Raw genomic sequence first — 16,864 nt, 5'->3', positions numbered from 1 at the left:
GGGCCGCACCAGACTCGCCGTGCGGGTCTTCCGTCAGATGCTGCTGTTCTGGGTGCTCTTCCTCGGCGTGCTGCCCCTGGGCATCTCCGCTCTGGAATCCCGGTGGATGCTCGCCGTCGACCTCCCCGTCGCCGTGCGGATCGGCGGCGGCCTGCTGTTCGTCGCGACGGGAGCGCTCGGCATCTGGTCGGCGGTCTCGATGCTCGTCAAGGGCGAGGGCACACCGCTGCCCGCGCATATGGCCCGGCATCTCGTGATCTCCGGCCCCTACCGCTACGTGCGCAATCCGATGGCGGTGGCGGGCATCGCCCAGGGCGTCGCCGTCGGCCTCGCCCTCGGTTCCTGGATGGTCGTCGCCTACGCCCTGTGCGGCTCACTGATCTGGAACACCCTCGTCAGACCGCAGGAGGAGGCCGACCTCTCCGCGCGCTTCGGCGCCGAGTTCGACGAGTACCGGAGCGCCGTGTCCTGCTGGATCCCGCGTCTGCCGAAGCGCCGCGCAGCCGTCACGACGAGCGGATCGTCTGCGTCCCCAGCACCCTGAGCAGATCGAGTCTGCTCGCCGCCTCGCTGCCCGGCGCCGCGGTCAGCACGATGAGCGCCTGAGACTCATCGGGCGTGAGGAGGGCCTGGCAGTCGACCTCGATCTCGCCGAGATCCGGGTGCACGACGGTCTTCCGATCCTCGAACCTCCGGCGGACCTCGTGGTCCTCCCAGTAGTCGACGAACTCGGGGCTCACGGCACGCAGAGCCTGTTCGATCTCCCCCGCGCGTGACGTCGGCCCCCAGGTGCCGTGCGCCGCGCGCAGCGACGCCGCGAGAGTGCGGCCGTGACGCTCGTGATCCCGCACCGGATAGATGCGGCGTTCCTCCTCGGGCCTGGCGAACCAGCGGTAGATCCCGCTGCGCTCCATGCCCTTCCGCGCGCTCGCGTCGCCGAACAGGGCACGCGCGGCGTCGTTCTGCACGAGCACCTCGTCGAGGACGGACACGACGAAGGCGGGGGTGTCGCTCAGGCGGTCGATGACGCGCAACAGGCTCGGGGCGACGTAGTCGCTGAACACGGCGCGATCCGGCGCACTGTGCCCGCTGACCCGGTAGAGGTAGTCGCGTTCGTCGGGCGTGAGCCGGAGCGCCCGCGAGAGGGAGGACAGCATCTGCACGCTGGGCTGAGGGCCGCGCCGCTGTTCGAGCCGCGCGTAGTAGTCGGCGGACATCGCGGCGAGCATCGCGACCTCCTCGCGGCGCAGCCCGCTGGTGCGGCGCCGGGGCCCCTCGCTCAGGCCGACGTCCGAGGGCTTCAGCTCCTGTCTGCGTCGCAGCAGGAAGTCGGCGAGGGCATCACGATCCATTCCCGAAGTATCCCCCCGTCTGCGCCGTGCGCATCCAGGGAGCGCCGATCCATGGATGAGCGCTCTCTGCCACGCCCGCGGGAACCTCCGCAGGCTGGGAACATGAACATCAGCGGAAACACCATCTTCATCCCCGGGGCGACCAGCGGGATCGGCCTCGCCCTCGCCAGGGCGCTCAGCGCACGCGGCAACACCGTGATCATCGGCGGTCGCAGGGCCGACCTCCTCCGGACGATCGCCGCCGAAACCCCCGAGCTGCACACGGTCGAGATCGACACGACGGATGCCGACAGCATCCGCTCCGCCGCCCAGGAGGTCATCGCCGCACACCCCGACCTCAACGTGCTCGTCACGATGGCCGGCATCATGCGGGTCGAGGACTGGACGACGCCGGAGGGCTTCCTCGAAACCGCCGAGGCGACCGTCACGACGAACCTGCTCGGCCCGATCCGCCTCATCGCCGCCTTCATCGAGCAGCTGCGGGCGGTGCCGGACGCCACGATCATGACGGTGTCGTCGGGACTCGCGTTCGCGCCCCTGCGCGTCACTCCGACGTACAACGCGACGAAGGCGGCGATCCACATGCTCAGCGAGTCGGTGCGCCTGCAGCTCGCCGGCACCGGAGTGCGGATCGTCGAGCTCGAGCCGCCGTCCGTGCGCACGGCGCTGATGCCCGGCCAGGAGAGCAGCGCCTTCGCGATGCCTCTCGACGACTTCGTCTCCGAGGTCGTCGGGCTCATCGAGACGCAGCCGGACGCGACCGAGATCCAGGTCGAGAACGTGAAGTTCCTTCGCTACGGCGAGGCGCGGGGTGACTACGACCAGGTGGTCGCGACCCTCAACAGCCTCGACCCGCACGGGAACTGACGCTCAGACCGCGTGCTCCACGGCATCCTCCGCCGTCGCGTGGGAGAACGAGAAGCCCGAGCGCTCGAGTGCGAGCGGACGCACGTCCGCATCGCCGAGGAGCAGGGAATCGGCCGCAGGGCCCAGCGCGAGGCGAAGCGCCCAGGCGGGAGCGGGCAGCCAGAACGGGCGGTGCATCCTGCGGGCGAGAGCGCGTCCGATGTCGTTCGCGGAGGCCGGGGTCGGTCCGGTCAGGTTCACCGGCCCCGTCAGCCCCTCGTCGATGACGTGCCGGATGGCCCGCACCTCGTCGTCGAGGGAGATCCAGGGCCAGATCTGCGTGCCCGTGCCCAGCGGCCCGGAGACGCCGAGTCTCGTGAGCGCGATCAGCGGCTTGAGCACGCCCCGCGGGTGGATCACCGGCGCCGTGCGGAGCAGCGCCACTCGCGCGCCCTCTCCTGCGCGACGGGCGGCGTCCTCCCACGCCACGCACAGTTCCGCGAGGAAGGTGCTCCCCGCTCGTGAGGACTCGTCGAGTACGGCGCCCGGAGCCGAGCCGTAGTATCCCACCGCGGAGGCCGACACGAGGGCGGGAGCGTCCGGTCCCTGCGCACGGAGCGCTGCGGCGATCGTCTCCGTCGGGCGCAGACGCGACGAAAGGAGCTCGCGGCGGTAGCGTGGCGTCCAGGGCAGCCGGCCGACGCTGGCTCCACCGAGCGCCACCACGGCCTCCGCTCCGGAGAGCACGTCGGGGTCGAGGGGCGCCTCTCCCGGGCTCCACTGCACCTCGTGCGAGGCGCGCGGCGGACGACGCACGAGGGTCGTCAGCTCGATCCCGTCCGCGCGCAGCGACGCTGCCAGCGCCGATCCGATCAGGCCGGATGCTCCGCTGATGACGATGCGACGGGTCATGATCCTCCGATGGTCGCTGCGGGCGACGGGCGGGACGACGATCTCGTGTCGGACGACGCGGCCCCGCGCCGATCGTACCCCGCCGCGTCCGCCCTGCTCGCGACTCCTAACCGCGGAGGTCGTCCACGGCCGAGGCCAGAGCACCAGCCGAGAGCCTCAGCAGCTCCAGCTCCTCCGGGGAGAACGTCGTGTTGCGGACGGGAACCGCTCCGGCCGCGCTCACGATGGACGGCACGGAGAGAGCGACGCCGTCGATCCCGTGGAAGTCGCGGAGCACCGTGCTCACCGGCATCACGGCGTGCTCGTCGCGGAGGATCGCCTCGACGATCCGCGCGCTGGAGAGCCCGATCGCGTAGTTCGTGGCGCCCTTTCCCAGGATCACCTTGTAGGCGGCATCCCTGACGTCGACCGCGATCCCGCGCAGCTCGTCGAGAGTGAGCCGCGGGTGCTCCGGAGTCTCCCAGTCGAGGATGGGCACGGTGCCGATCGTCGCGTGCGACCAGAGCGGGAACTCCGTGTCGCCGTGCTCGCCCACGATGTACGCGTGGACGCTGCCGGTGGAGACGCCGGCGCGCTCGGCGAGCTTCCACCGCAGACGCGAGGTGTCCAGCACGGTGCCGGACGAGAAGATCCGCTCCGGCGGAAGCCCCGTCGCCTCCTGGGCGATCACGGTCAGCACGTCGCAGGGGTTCGTCACGATGACGTAGACGGCGTTCGGCGCCACCTCGATGAGCTTCGGAAGCATGTCGCGGATGATGCCGGCGTTCACGTCGGCGAGCTCCATCCGCGTCTGCCCCGGCTTCTGCTTGGCCCCTGCCGTGATCACCACGACGTGCGATCCGGCGGCCACCGAGATGTCGCTGCCGCCGACGATGTCGCTCGACCCGGTGAACTGGGTGCCGTGAGCGAGATCGAGCACCTCGGCCTCGACCTTCTCGGTCGCGATGTCGTACAGAGCGACGTGTCGCGCGGAACCGCGGATCAGCGCCGCGTACGCGACGCTCGAACCGACGCTGCCCGCGCCGACGACCGTGAGCTTCGAGTTCTCGATGATTGCCATGCGGTCAGTCTCGCAGTGCCGGGGCCGTGGACTCCAGCGGATCGGACCGGAGAATCGCGAAGCAGGTCGGATGTCACTGCGCCCGCGACTCCGCTGAGATGGGGTGCTCCATCGCGGTCGGCCGTCGTCGTGAGTCGCCTGACCCGCCCACCGCGCAGGCGATCGCGCCGATCGCGAGACCCAGGATCACTCCCTGGCCCGGAACCTGACCGAGGAGGAGCCAGCCGAAGAGCGCAGCGACCGACGGGATCACCGCGAAGAGCAGCGACACCCGGGCGGCGCCGCTCCGCCGCACCGCCGCCATGTAGACCGTGGTGCCCACGGCGGCGCTGAGCACGATCATCGCGCCCATGCTCGCCAGCGCGAGCCCGGGGTCGCCCAGATCGGGCGGCGTCACCGCCGCCCAGATCAGCATGGGCATCGCGGAGACGAACTGGCCGATGGCGCTCGCAGGCAGCGGATCGGCGGCCGCGAGGAAACGCTGCTGGTGGACCCCTCCTGCGGACATGCCGAGGAGCGCCAGAAGCGTCAGGACCAGCGCCGCATCCACCCCTGTGGCCGTGACCCGCCCCGCGAACGCGACCCCGATGGCGACGAGTCCGAGAGCGAGCCCGACGACGCCCCGTCTGGTCGGCCGCTCCCCGAGCCACGACGCCGTGAGCACCGCCGTCACCAGCGGGTTCATCGCGATGACGAGCGCCGTCAATGTCGGCGAGACCCCCTCGCGCATCCCCTCGTACGCGCATCCGAACTGCACGGCCTGTGTGAGCAGCCCGACCACGATCGCATGCCCCCACTGCCGACCGCGTGGCCACCGGCGACGCCCGAATGCAGCCGCCCCGGCGAGGAGCGCGGCGGCCAGCACGAATCGGATCGACAGCACCCACGGCGCCGACAGCTCGCCGAGCGCCATCGCGCCGAGGGGGTAGCCGAGTCCGTACAGCACGACGATGAGGATGATGTGAGTCGCTCGGAGCTTCATGGTTCCGATGCTCTCCGCAGCGAGGCCCGTCCGTCCAACAATGATTATTGATCGCGATCGATAAGCTTTGGCAATCGGACTAGGGTGTGATCATGGAGACCCTCGACGTCATCCCGCTGCGCTCCTTCCTGGCGATCGCATCATGCGGCGGGTTCCACAGAGCGGCGGCGGCCCTTCACCTCAGCCAGTCGGCCGTGAGCCAGCACGTGCGGCGCCTGGAGCAGGTCGTCGGAGCGCCGCTCGTCGAACGCAGCGGACGCCTCATGGCCTTCACCCCTCGCGGAGAGTCCCTGCTCGCCGAAGCGCGCCGGATCGTCGACCTCCACGATGAGGTGCTCCGAACCGTGCGGGTTCCCGATGAGACCGGCACTCTCGTGCTCGGCTCCACCGAGCACGGGGCCGAGCAGATGCTCCCCGAGATCATCTCGACGCTCGAACGCGACGCGCCCGACACGGAGGTGAGGATCCGCCTGGACCGCACCGCACGCGTCAGCGAGGCGCTCGAGGCCGGTCGCCTCGATCTCGCGGTGGTGCTCGAGATCGGAGAGCCCAGCTCGGCGCAGAGACGGCTCCGACTCGGGTGGTTCGCCGCCCCGGAGTGGACCGCGCCGCTGAACGAACCCGTGCCGCTCATCCAGTTCGATCCCCCCTGCGTGATGCGCCCCGCCGTCCTCGATCTCATGGCGGCGAGCGGGAGGGCCTTCCGCACTGCCGTCGAGGTCGGCGACCTCGCCGGCGGCCTGTCCGCAGCACGTTCCGGCCTCGGAGCGATCCTGCTCCCCGTCGTGGACAGGGGTCTGGAAGGACTCCGCCCGGTCCCGCGCCTCCCCGTCCCTCCGCCGCTGCGCATGGTCGTGCGCGGACGCCACGGCATCCCAGCACGGATCGTCCGCTCCGTGCAGAACGCGGTCGATGCCGCCTTCGCCTGAGGATGCCGTCCCACGGCGGGCTCCGCGGGAGTGCAGGACCCGACGAGCCGAGGAGAAAGGTGGGCCCTGCCGGGATCGAACCGACGACATCCACGGTGTAAACGTGGCGCTCTACCAGCTGAGCTAAAGGCCCTGGTGCTGCCAGTCTATCCGGTGGCGGGTGCGCGCCCGTGTCGTGGAAGAGGGATAAGGTGAGGGAGGCGCGCGTTGTGCACAGCCGACAAGGCTGCCCGCGTCGCTTCCCGTTTCATTGGCATGACCTGCCAGCTTGACGAAAGGCTCCCCCGTGACCGTGCACGACCAGGATCCGTACTCCCAGGGCCCCCTCGACAGCGATCCGGAGGAGACCGGCGAGTGGCAGCAGTCGCTCGACGAGCTCGTCGACGCGAAGGGCCACGGCCGCGGCCGCGAGATCATGCTCAGCCTGCTCAAGCGCTCCAAGGAGCTGCACCTGGGCGTGCCGATGGTCCCGACGACGGACTACATCAACACCATCGCCTCGGAGAACGAGCCCGAGTTCCCCGGCGACGAGGAGATCGAGCGCCGCTACCGCGCCTGGATCCGCTGGAACGCCGCCGTGACCGTGCACCGCGCGCAGCGCCCCGGCATCGGCGTCGGCGGTCACATCTCGACCTACGCGTCGTCCGCCGCCCTGTACGAGGTCGGCTTCAACCACTTCTTCCGCGGTGCGGACAACCCCGGCGGTGCCGACCAGATCTTCATCCAGGGTCACGCCTCCCCCGGCATCTACGCGCGTTCCTTCCTCGAAGGCCGCCTCACGGAGGAGCACCTCGACGGGTTCCGCCAGGAGCAGTCGCGTGCGCCGTTCGGCATCCCCTCGTACCCGCACCCCCGCCAGATGCAGGACTACTGGCAGTTCCCGACGGTGTCGATGGGTCTGGGCCCGATCAACGCGATCTACCAGGCCATGTCGAACCGTTACCTGGAGAACCGCGGCATCAAGGACACCTCGTCCTCGCAGGTGTGGGCGTTCCTCGGCGACGGCGAGATGGACGAGATCGAGAGCCGCGGTCAGCTCCAGGTCGCAGCCAACGAGGGCCTGGACAACCTCAACTTCGTGATCAACTGCAACCTGCAGCGCCTCGACGGACCCGTCCGCGGCAACGGCAAGATCATCCAGGAGCTGGAGTCGTACTTCCGCGGCGCCGGCTGGAACGTCATCAAGGTGGTCTGGGGCCGCGAGTGGGACGACCTGCTCGCCCGCGACACCGAGGGCGCCCTGCTGAACATCATGAACGCCACGCCCGACGGCGACTACCAGACGTACAAGGCCGAGTCCGGCGCGTACATCCGCGAGCACTTCTTCGGCAAGGACGAGCGTGCGGCCGCCCTGGTCTCGGACTACACCGACGACCAGATCTGGCACCTCAAGCGCGGCGGTCACGACTACCGCAAGGTCTACGCGGCCTTCAAGGCGGCGGCCGAGCACAAGGGCCAGCCCACGGTCATCCTGGCGAAGACGGTCAAGGGCTACGGCCTCGGCCCCCACTTCGAGGGCCGCAACGCGACCCACCAGATGAAGAAGATGACGCTGGACAACCTCAAGACGTTCCGCGACACGATGCACATCCCGATCACGGACGCGCAGCTCGAGGAGAACCCGTACCTTCCCCCGTACTACAACCCCGGGGCGCAGGACGAGACGATCCAGTACATGCTGGAGCGCCGTCGCAACCTTGGAGGCTTCCTCCCGGAGCGCCGTTCGACGCACGTCGGTCTGTCCCTGCCCGACGACACCGCGTACGCCCTGCCCAAGAAGGGCTCCGGCACGCAGGAGATCGCCACCACCATGGCCTTCGTCCGCCTGCTGAAGGACCTGCTCCGCTCGAAGGACTTCGGCAACCGCATCGTGCCGATCATCCCCGACGAGGCGCGCACCTTCGGCATGGACGCATACTTCCCGACCGCGAAGATCTACAACCCGAACGGCCAGCACTACACATCGGTCGACCGTGAGCTCCTCCTCGCCTACAAGGAGAGCCCGCAGGGGCAGATCGTGCACGTCGGCATCAACGAGGCCGGAGCGCTGGCCGCCTTCACCGGCATCGGCACGTCCTACGCGACGCACGGCGAACCGCTGATCCCGATCTACATCTTCTACTCGATGTTCGGCTTCCAGCGCACCGGCGACGCCCAGTGGGCAGCCGGCGACCAGATGGCCCGCGGGTTCATCATGGGCGCAACGGCCGGCCGCACCACGCTGACCGGCGAGGGCCTGCAGCACGCGGACGGCCACTCGCACCTGCTCGCCTCGACCAACCCGGCGACGGTGTCCTACGACCCCGCGTACGGCTACGAGATCGCCCACATCGTGCGCGACGGCCTGGAGCGCATGTACGGCGGGAAGCACCCCGACCCGAACGTCATGTACTACATCACGCTGTACAACGAGCCCTACGTGCAGCCGGCCGAGCCGGAGAACGTGGACGTCGACGGCATCGTGCGCGGCATCCACCGCGTGTCCGCCGGCGAGGGCGAAGGCCCCCGCGCGCAGCTGTTCGCCTCGGGCGTCGGCCTGCCGTGGGCGCTGGAGGCGCAGGAGCTGCTCAAGAACGACTGGGGCGTGATCGCCGACGTGTGGTCGGTCACCTCGTGGACCGAGCTGCGCCGCGACGGCCTCGCCGCCGACGAGCACAACTTCCTGCACCCGGAGGAGGAGCCCCGCACGGCCTACCTCACCCAGAAGCTGCAGGGCGCCGAGGGTCCGGTCGTCGCGGTGAGCGACTTCATGCACGCCGTGCAGGACCAGATCCGTCCGTGGGTCCCGAACCGCTACGCCACGCTCGGCGCCGACGACTTCGGCTTCTCCGACACCCGCGCCGCCGCACGCCGGTACTTCAAGATCGACGGTCCGTCGATCGTGGTCCGCACGCTGCAGTCGCTGGCCGAGGAGGGCAAGGTCGACCGGTCGCTCGCAGCGCAGGCGATCCAGAAGTACGACCTGCACAACGTGAACGCCGGAACCAGCGGCAACGCGGGCGGCGAAAGCTGAGCCCTTCGGTGACAGACTCGTCTCCCACCGGCATGGACAAGGCCGCGACGCTCACCTGGCTGCGCCGGATCTCCGGTGACATCGCCTCGGTGACGATCAAGCGCCTGGAGGACACCCTCCCCTGGTACGCCGACATGCCACCGGCCCGCCGCTCTGCGGTCGGGCTGGTGGCTCAGGCCGGCATCACCTCGTTCATCCAGTGGTACGACGATCCGACCTCGACGCCGTGGATCGCGGCCGACATCTTCGCCGCGGCTCCTCGTGAGCTGCTGCGCAGCGTCAGCCTGCAGCAGACGCTGCAGCTGATCCGCGTCACCGTCGAGGTCACGGAGGAGCGCGTCGCGGGCAAGGGCGACCTGCTGCGCGAGGCGATCCTGCTGTACTCGCGCGACGTCGCGTTCGCCGCCGCCGACGTCTACGCGCGCGCCGCGGAGGCGCGCGGCCTATGGGACGCGCGTCTGGAGGCGCTCGTCGTCGACTCGATCCTCACCGGCGAGGCCGACGAGGAGCTTCCGAGCCGCATCGCGGCTCTCGGGTGGCACGGTCACGGCGAGGTCGCCGTCCTGGTCGGCACGACTCCCCCGCAGTTCGACGTCGATCTCGTCCGGCGCACCGCCCGCAAGCTCGCGGTCGACGTGCTCATCGGCGTGCAGGGCTCCCGCCTCGTGCTGGTGCTCGGCCGTGCCCGCATCGCGGGTCAAGAGGGCGAGGACGAGGAGCTCGGCTTCCAGGAGATCGCCACCAGGCTGGAGCCGTCGTTCGGCCCCGGATACGTCGTGCTCGGTCCGGCCGTCGCGGCTCTCGTCGACGCCAGCCAGAGCGCTCGGGCAGCCCTCGCCGGCTTCGCCGTCGCGCGGGCATGGCGCAACGCCCCCCGTCCGGTCGAGGCGGACGACCTGCTGCCGGAGCGCGCCCTCGCCGGCGACCCGCTCGCGAAGCAGACGCTGATCGAGCGGATCTACCGACCACTGCAGGCGCACTCGACCGATCTCGTCACGACCCTGTGGAGCTACCTCGACAACGGTCGCTCTCTCGAGGCCACGGCGCGTGAGCTCTTCGTGCACCCGAACACCGTGCGCTACCGGCTCAAGCGGGTCAGCGAGGTCATCGGCTGGGACGCGACGGGTCCGCGCGAGGCGCTGATCCTGCAGACGGCGCTGATCCTCGGCTCGATCGGCGCGGCCGAGCAGGTGCGCCGTCGCGCGCCGCTGCGTCGACCGACCCGCTGACCCGCCCCAAGGCTGTACGCCACACACAAGGGATCTTCGGAATCTTGTGATGGATCATCCACCGTTCCTGCGTGATCGTTGGCAGACTGGGGAGGTGATCGTCTACGCCTGCCCTGGACAGGGTTCTCAGACTCCCGGCTTCCTCTCCCCCTGGCTCGAGCTCGACGGCGTCGCCGAGCAGCTCGCCGCCTACTCCGAGGCGGCACAGGTCGACCTCATCGCCCACGGCACGGAATCGGATGCAGACACCATCCGCGACACGCGCATCGCGCAGCCGCTGATCGTCGCGGCCTCCCTCGTCGCGGGTCGCGCCCTGCTCGAGCGCTCCGGACGTCAGCCCGACGGCATCGCCGGCCACTCGGTCGGAGAGCTCGCCGCACTCGTCGGCTCCGGCGTGATCTCCGCTGCGGACGCGATGCGGCTCGTCGGCATCCGCGGCCGGGCGATGGCGGATGCCGCGGCCCAGGAGGCCACCGGCATGAGCGCCGTGCTCGGCGGCGACGAGGATGCGGTCCTCGCCCGTCTCGCGGAGCTCGGCCTCACCCCGGCCAACTACAACGGCGGAGGGCAGATCGTGGCCGCGGGTGCGCTCGACAGCCTCGCCGCGCTCGCGGCGGAGCCTCTGCGCGGCACCCGCGTCATCGCCCTGCAGGTCGCCGGCGCGTTCCACACGAGCTACATGGCCTCGGCCGTGGCCGCGCTGCGCGACGCCGTCCAGGGCGTCGACGCCGCCGACCCGAACATCACGCTGTGGACCAACCGCGACGGATCCGTCGTCACCGACGGTGCGACCGCGCTGGACTACCTCGTCGACCAGGTGTCCTCTCCCGTGCGGTGGGATCTGTGCATGGCATCCTTCGCCGACGCGGGGATCACCGGTCTCATCGAGCTCACGCCCGCCGGAGCGCTCACCGGCCTCGCCAAGCGCGGACTGCGCGGCGTGCCGACCGTCGCCGTGAAGACCCCCGAAGACCTCGATGCAGCCGTCGCGCTGCTGAACGGAGAAGCCGCATGAGCGTCACCCTGAACCAGCTCACCGGGCCGGCCTACACCCGCATCTACTCCTATGGAGCGGCGCGCGGCGAGAACGCCGTGCCCAACGACGACCTGGTCGGGCCGATCGACTCCAGCGACGAGTGGATCCGTCAGCGCACGGGCATCGTCACGCGCGTGCGCGCCGACAAGGGCACCGACGCGATCGATCTGGCGACGGCTGCGGGCATCGAGGCGATCGAGAAGGCCGGCGTCCCCGCTGATCAGGTCGACCTCGTGATCGTCGCGACCATCAGCAACCCGAAGCAGACGCCGTCGGTGTCGGCCATCGTCGCCGACCGCGTCGGGGCCAACCCCGCTGCCGCGTACGACATCAACGCCGCATGCGCCGGATACGCCTACGCCGTGGCACAGGCCGACGCGCTGATCCGCGCCGGCGCCGCACGCTACGCGCTGGTGATCGGCACCGAGAAGCTCTCCGACATCGTCGACCCGACCGACCGGAGCATCTCCTTCCTCCTCGGCGACGGCGCCGGCGCCGCGCTCATCGGCCCGAGCGACACCCCGGGGATCGCGCCCGCCGTGTGGGGCTCCGACGGCTCGAAGGCGGATGCCGTCGGCATGAACTTCACCCTCACCGAGTTCCGCGACGGAGAGTCCCCCTGGCCCACGCTGCGCCAGGAGGGCCAGACGGTGTTCCGCTGGGCCGTGTGGGAGATGGCCAAGGTCGCCCGCGAGGCTCTGGACAAGGCGGGCGTCGAGCCGTCCGACATCGCCGCGTTCATCCCTCACCAGGCGAACATGCGCATCATCGACGAGTTCGCCAAGCAGCTCAAGCTGCCGGAGACCACGGTGATCGCCCGCGACATCGAGACCACGGGCAACACGTCCGCGGCATCCATCCCGCTCGCCAGCCACCGGCTGATGGCCGAGCACCCCGAGCTGTCCGGCGGTCTCGCCCTGCAGATCGGCTTCGGCGCGGGCCTCGTCTTCGCCGCGCAGGTCGTCGTCCTCCCCTGAGAACGTCCTGACCTTCCCTAGACTGTTCCACGGTTCCGAATACAACCCGCAAGAAAGAGGAAGACCACATGGCTTTCACCAACGATGAGGTCCTCGCCGGCCTCGCAGAGCTGATCACCGACGAGACCGGCATCAACGCTTCCGAGGTCGCCCTCGAGAAGTCGTTCACCGACGACCTCGACATCGACTCGATCTCGATGATGACGATCGTCGTCAACGCCGAGGAGAAGTTCGGCGTCACCATCCCCGACGACGAGGTCAAGAACCTGAAGACCGTCGGCGACGCCGTCAGCTTCATCGTCGCAGGCCAGGAGTAATCCCGGGGCACGGATGCCACCCCCGCCACCCGCGGGGCGTGGCATCCTCACCTCGCACGCAACCCGTACGACAAGGAACCACACCATGACCAAGCGCATCGTCGTCACCGGCATCGGCGCCACTTCCGCCATCGGCGGGACCGCCCCCGAGAACTGGAGCAACCTCCTCGCAGGCGTCTCCGGCACCCGGACCCTCGAGCACGACTGGGTCGCGCAGTACGAACTGCCCGTGACCTTCGCCGCAGAGGCGATCGTCCGCCCCGAGGAAGTGCTCCCCCGCCACGAGGCGAAGCGTCTCGACCCCTCCTCCCAGTTCGCCCTGATCGCCGCACGCGAGGCGTGGGAGGATGCCGGATCGCCCGAGGTCGCCCCCGAGCGCCTCGGCGTCGACTTCGCCACCGGTATCGGCGGCCTCTGGACCCTCCTCGACGCGTGGGACACGCTGCGCGAGAAGGGGCCCCGTCGCGTCATGCCGCTCACGGTCCCGATGCTCATGCCGAACGCGGCCGCGGGCAACCTGTCTCTGCAGTTCTCGGCGCGCGCCTACGCGCAGACCGTCGTCAGCGCCTGCGCCTCCAGCACCGAGTCGATCATCCACGCCTTCCATCACCTGCAGGAGGGGCTCGCCGACGTCGTGATCGCCGGCGGTGCCGAGTCGGCCATCCACCCGATCACGATGGCGTCGTTCGCGTCCGCGCAGGCGCTCTCGCGTCGCAACGACGACCCCGCGACCGCATCGCGCCCTGGCGCCATCGACCGTGACGGCTTCGTCATGGGAGAGGGCGCTGCTGTGCTCATCCTCGAGACCGAGGAGCACGCGAAGGCCCGCGGCGCCAAGATCTACGGCTACGTCCTCGGAGGCGGCGTGACGGCTGATGCGTACCACATCACCGGCAACGACCCCGAGGGCAACGGCGCCGCCCGCGCTGTCACCCACGCCCTCGGCGAGGCGGGCATCACCGCCGACCAGGTGACGCACATCAACGCGCACGCCACGTCCACCCCCGTGGGCGACCCCAACGAGTACGTGGCACTCAAGAAGGTCTTCGGCGACCGGATCGACGAGATCCCGGTGTCCGCGACCAAGGCCTCGACCGGGCACCTGCTCGGCGGCACCGGGGCGCTGGAGGCGATCTTCGCCCTGCTCGCGCTCCGCGACCGCGTCGCTCCTCCGACGATCAACATGACCGAGCCCGACCCGGCCGTGCCCTTCCGGCTGTCCGGCGAGCCGCAGCCGCTGGGCGACGGTCCTCAGATCGCCATCAGCAACTCGTTCGGCTTCGGCGGCCACAACGCCGTCGCCGTCTTCGCCAGCGCCGACTGACGACAGGACGAACGACGAAGGCCCTCGGGAATCTCCCGGGGGCCTTCGTCGTTGGCGCCGCGGCTAGCGGCTCGAAGCCGGGGACAGCCGGCGAGAACGCGCCGTGCGCACCCTCGTCATCCAGGGCAGGAACCAGCCGATGAGCGGCCCTACTCCGAAGGCGAAGAGGACGGTGCCGACTCCGACCGGTCCGCCGAGCAGGAACCCGACGACGAGCACGGTGCCCTCGATGAGCGTGCGGACGATCCACACGCGCCACCCGGTCCTGCGCACCAGCCCGGTCATCAGGCCGTCGCGCGGTCCTGGACCGAAGTCGGCTGAGATGTACAGCCCTGTGGCGAACGCGAGCAGGAGGAGGCCGGCGACGAACATCGGCGCTCCCACCCAGATCGACGATGGCGCGGGCACGAGCGCGAGGGTCAGGTCGGCGCTGGGGCCGATCAGCAGGGCGTTGAGGACCGTTCCCAGCCCGACCCGCTGTCGCAGCGGGATCCACAGGAGCAGCACGACGAGCGCGACGAGGTTCGTGACGACGCCGTATCCGATCCCGGTGCGGCCGGAGACTCCGAGCGCGAGAACATCCCAGGGCGAGACACCGATGCCGCCGCGCACCATCAGTCCCAGCGCCACACCGTAGAGGAAGAGGCCGAGGACGAGCTGCACGATGCGCTCGACGAGGTCGCGCCGGCTCGTGGCGGTGATCGGGAGGAAGACGGATCGGAGGAGCATCCCTCCATGGTGGCCTGCCCCTGAGGGCCGAAAGGGAGGCCACTCGACGAGAAGTGGCCTGACGAGACGAGGCCACTTTGCGGCATGCTGGGTGCATGGGATCTCGTCTGGTCGATCAGCTCGGCGCGCAGCACGTCGCCGGCGCCACCGCCGCGGCCCTCGCCGAGCGGATCCGCGCCCTGATCCTCGACGGGCGTCTGACCATCGGCGAACGTCTGCCGAGCGAACGCGCGCTCGCCCTCGAGCTGCGGCGTTCGCGTTCCACCACGACCCGCGTGTACGGGCTGCTGGAGACCGACGGCTTCGTGACACGCCTGCACGGCGGAAGCACGAGGGTGGCTCTTCCGAACGTCGCGCCGTCGGCGAGGAGCGGCGACGACGAGTCGGCCATCGACCTCTCCATCGCGTCGATGGACTCGACTCCCGGACTGTACGACGCGACCGTCCGCTCGCTCCCCCGTCTCGCGGCCATGCGCGGCACCAGCGGGTACTCGCTGCAGGGCCTCCCCGAACTCAGGGACGCCGTCGCGCAGCGGTTCACCCGACGCGGCGTCGACACCGATGCCGACGAGATCATCATCACCTCCGGCGCGCTGAACGCCGTGAACCTCATCCTCGCGGCGATGGGCCGACGCGGAGAGCGGGCGCTCGTCGAGCAGCCCACCTTCCCGCACGCCCTGGAGGCGCTGCACCGTCACGGGTACCGGCTGGTACCGACCCCGGTCGATGCCGACGGCTGGGACCACCGGCACTTCACCGACACGCTGCTGCGCAGCCGTCCGCACGTCGCGTACCTGATCCCCGATTTCCACAACCCCACCGGTGCGACGCTGCCGGAACCGGAGCGGGCGCGCATCGCGACCACGGCGCGCAGCTCCGGCACGCGGCTCATCGTCGATGAGACCACGACCGAGCTCGACATCGACCGCGGCTCGTCCCCGCTCCCGATGGCGGCGTTCAGCCCCGAGGTGATCACGGTCGGCTCGATGTCGAAGATCGCCTGGGGCGGCATGCGCGTCGGGTGGATCCGCGCCGATCGGGCGGTGATCACGAGGCTTCTCGCCACCCGTCCATCGTTCGAGCTGGGAACCGCGCTGCTCGAGCAGTGCATCGCGGTCGAGCTGCTCTCCGATATGTCTTCGCTCACCGATCACGTCCGCACCCGGCTGCGCGCCGGACGAGCGGCGGTGGCCGAGGGATTGATCGGGCTCGAGGGCATCACGATGCCACCTACTCCCGGCGGCCTCTCCGCCTGGGTCGACCTCGGCGCACCGATCTCGACGTCGCTGTCCCTGGCGGCGCGCTCCCACGGACTCGTCCTGCCGCCCGGCCCTCGCTTCACGACCGGGGGCGTCCTCGAGAGGCGCCTGAGGATCCCCATCACCCTCCCGCCTGAGCGCATGGCGGAGGCGATGAACCGGCTGCGCCTCGCCTGGGACGAGGTGCGGCACGGCTCGCCTCAGCGCGGCGAGCTGCGGCACGAGGCCGTGGTGTGACAGACGAGGACCCCGTCCCTTGATGGGGGCGGGGTCCTCGTCATTCAGGATGGGGATACGTCTTCTCAGCGTCCGGGGCGAATCACCGGCATCCGATACTCACGCCTTCCCATCCCAGGTCTCCGGAGCATGGGGCTAGCCCACCTTGTGGAGCCAGACCACGCGGGCGTCATCGCTCGCGTGCCGGAAGGGCTCCAGCTCCTCGTCCCAGGCCGAGCCGAGCGCGATGTCGAGTTCACGCTCCAGCTCGGCCACGTTTCCCGCCGCGATCTCCATCGCGTAGCGGATGCGGTCCTCGCCGATCACCACGTTGCCCGCGGCGTCCGTCTGCGCATAGTGGATGCCGAGATCGGGCGTGTGCATCCACCGGCCGCCGTCGCTGCGAGGAGTCGGATCCTCGCTCACCTCGAAACGGAGGTGCTCCCACCCGCGGATCGCGGTCGCCAGAGCTGCACCCGTTCCGACCGGACCGTCCCAGTAGAACTCGGCGCGACGGGCGCCGTCGAGCACCGGCTGCTCGGTCCAGTCGAAGTTCACCGCACGCCCGATAGCGCGTCCAACTGCCCACTCAAGGTGCGGGCAGAGCGCGCGAGGCGCAGAGTGGATGAACACCACTCCGCGTGCGTAAGCCGTCGCCATGATCTCTCCGTTTCATCAGGTGC

General features: G+C 70.1%; 16 protein-coding genes and 1 tRNA gene. 10 read left to right on the top strand and 7 right to left on the bottom strand.

Features of this window, described 5'->3' with window-relative positions; all coding sequences use genetic code 11:
• Nucleotides 1-19: 19 nt before the first annotated feature.
• A complete protein-coding gene (locus tag MRBLWH10_RS06335; protein WP_341942044.1) occupies nt 20-544 on the top strand; it encodes an isoprenylcysteine carboxylmethyltransferase family protein in 525 nt (174 codons plus the stop codon).
• Here the strand turns inward: MRBLWH10_RS06335 and MRBLWH10_RS06330 are convergent.
• Nucleotides 507-1,352, bottom strand: a complete 846-nt coding sequence (locus tag MRBLWH10_RS06330) for a helix-turn-helix transcriptional regulator (RefSeq protein ID WP_341942043.1) — start codon at nt 1,350-1,352, stop codon at nt 507-509. The two genes, MRBLWH10_RS06335 and MRBLWH10_RS06330, sit on opposite strands and share 38 nt — an antisense overlap.
• Before the next feature lie 102 nt (nt 1,353-1,454).
• Between MRBLWH10_RS06330 and MRBLWH10_RS06325 the strand changes: the two genes are divergently transcribed.
• Nucleotides 1,455-2,219: an SDR family NAD(P)-dependent oxidoreductase gene (locus MRBLWH10_RS06325; protein ID WP_341942042.1), complete on the top strand. Its 765-nt coding sequence runs from the start codon at nt 1,455-1,457 to the stop codon at nt 2,217-2,219.
• Between the two features lie 3 nt (nt 2,220-2,222).
• On the opposite strand, the gene MRBLWH10_RS06320 is transcribed toward MRBLWH10_RS06325, so the two are convergent.
• The 3 genes from MRBLWH10_RS06320 to MRBLWH10_RS06310 all read right to left on the bottom strand — a co-directional run bounded on the left by MRBLWH10_RS06320 (nt 2,223) and on the right by MRBLWH10_RS06310 (nt 5,152).
• Nucleotides 2,223-3,110: a TIGR01777 family oxidoreductase gene (locus MRBLWH10_RS06320; RefSeq protein WP_341942041.1), complete on the bottom strand. Its 888-nt coding sequence runs from the start codon at nt 3,108-3,110 to the stop codon at nt 2,223-2,225.
• A 106-nt stretch (nt 3,111-3,216) separates the two neighbouring features.
• Entirely contained in the window at nt 3,217-4,170 is a 954-nt protein-coding gene (locus MRBLWH10_RS06315; RefSeq protein ID WP_341942040.1) for an L-lactate dehydrogenase, read from the bottom strand.
• A gap of 73 nt (nt 4,171-4,243) precedes the next feature.
• On the bottom strand, nt 4,244-5,152 hold the full coding sequence (locus MRBLWH10_RS06310) for a DMT family transporter (protein WP_341942039.1): 909 nt from the start codon (nt 5,150-5,152) through the stop codon (nt 4,244-4,246).
• A gap of 92 nt (nt 5,153-5,244) precedes the next feature.
• Here MRBLWH10_RS06310 and MRBLWH10_RS06305 point away from each other — a divergent pair, with 92 nt between their 5' ends.
• Entirely contained in the window at nt 5,245-6,081 is an 837-nt protein-coding gene (locus MRBLWH10_RS06305) for a LysR family transcriptional regulator (protein ID WP_341942038.1), read from the top strand.
• A 60-nt stretch (nt 6,082-6,141) separates the two neighbouring features.
• On the opposite strand, the gene MRBLWH10_RS06300 is transcribed toward MRBLWH10_RS06305, so the two are convergent.
• Nucleotides 6,142-6,214: transfer RNA gene (locus MRBLWH10_RS06300), tRNA-Val, on the bottom strand.
• 153 nt (nt 6,215-6,367) lie between these two features.
• On the opposite strand from MRBLWH10_RS06300, the gene aceE reads away from it, so the two are divergent.
• The 6 genes from aceE to MRBLWH10_RS06270 all read left to right on the top strand — a co-directional run bounded on the left by aceE (nt 6,368) and on the right by MRBLWH10_RS06270 (nt 13,977).
• On the top strand, nt 6,368-9,094 hold the full coding sequence (gene aceE / locus MRBLWH10_RS06295) for a pyruvate dehydrogenase (acetyl-transferring), homodimeric type (RefSeq protein WP_223586350.1): 2,727 nt from the start codon (nt 6,368-6,370) through the stop codon (nt 9,092-9,094).
• Between the two features lie 32 nt (nt 9,095-9,126).
• Nucleotides 9,127-10,323: a helix-turn-helix domain-containing protein gene (locus MRBLWH10_RS06290; RefSeq protein WP_105673024.1), complete on the top strand. Its 1,197-nt coding sequence runs from the start codon at nt 9,127-9,129 to the stop codon at nt 10,321-10,323.
• Between the two features lie 94 nt (nt 10,324-10,417).
• A complete protein-coding gene (locus tag MRBLWH10_RS06285) occupies nt 10,418-11,338 on the top strand; it encodes an ACP S-malonyltransferase (RefSeq protein ID WP_223586349.1) in 921 nt (306 codons plus the stop codon).
• A complete protein-coding gene (locus MRBLWH10_RS06280) occupies nt 11,335-12,336 on the top strand; it encodes a beta-ketoacyl-ACP synthase III (RefSeq protein WP_341942037.1) in 1,002 nt (333 codons plus the stop codon). Before MRBLWH10_RS06285 ends, MRBLWH10_RS06280 begins: the two co-directional genes overlap by 4 nt.
• Nucleotides 12,337-12,404: 68 nt before the next feature.
• Nucleotides 12,405-12,653: an acyl carrier protein gene (locus MRBLWH10_RS06275; protein ID WP_017830435.1), complete on the top strand. Its 249-nt coding sequence runs from the start codon at nt 12,405-12,407 to the stop codon at nt 12,651-12,653.
• Nucleotides 12,654-12,738: 85 nt separating this feature from the next.
• The gene (locus MRBLWH10_RS06270; RefSeq protein WP_223586347.1) at nt 12,739-13,977 is read left to right on the top strand and encodes a beta-ketoacyl-ACP synthase II; all 1,239 of its coding nucleotides are present in this window, start codon (nt 12,739-12,741) and stop codon (nt 13,975-13,977) included.
• Nucleotides 13,978-14,040: 63 nt separating this feature from the next.
• Here MRBLWH10_RS06270 and MRBLWH10_RS06265 read toward each other — a convergent pair whose 3' ends face one another.
• Nucleotides 14,041-14,706 carry a hypothetical protein gene (locus MRBLWH10_RS06265; RefSeq protein ID WP_341942035.1) on the bottom strand — a complete coding sequence of 222 codons (666 nt, stop codon included), beginning with the start codon at nt 14,704-14,706 and terminating at the stop codon, nt 14,041-14,043.
• Between the two features lie 95 nt (nt 14,707-14,801).
• Here MRBLWH10_RS06265 and MRBLWH10_RS06260 point away from each other — a divergent pair, with 95 nt between their 5' ends.
• Nucleotides 14,802-16,202, top strand: coding sequence for a PLP-dependent aminotransferase family protein (locus MRBLWH10_RS06260; protein WP_341942034.1), 1,401 nt, complete (start codon nt 14,802-14,804; stop codon nt 16,200-16,202).
• A 135-nt stretch (nt 16,203-16,337) separates the two neighbouring features.
• Here MRBLWH10_RS06260 and MRBLWH10_RS06255 read toward each other — a convergent pair whose 3' ends face one another.
• Complete coding sequence (locus tag MRBLWH10_RS06255) at nt 16,338-16,841, bottom strand: DUF3145 domain-containing protein (RefSeq protein ID WP_341942033.1); 504 nt, start codon at nt 16,839-16,841, stop codon at nt 16,338-16,340.
• Nucleotides 16,842-16,864 lie beyond the last annotated feature (23 nt).

Source organism: Microbacterium sp. LWH10-1.2, assembly GCF_038397765.1.
GTDB classification, from domain to species: Bacteria; Actinomycetota; Actinomycetes; order Actinomycetales; family Microbacteriaceae; genus Microbacterium; species Microbacterium natoriense.
This window is presented reverse-complemented; position numbering and strand designations above follow the sequence as displayed.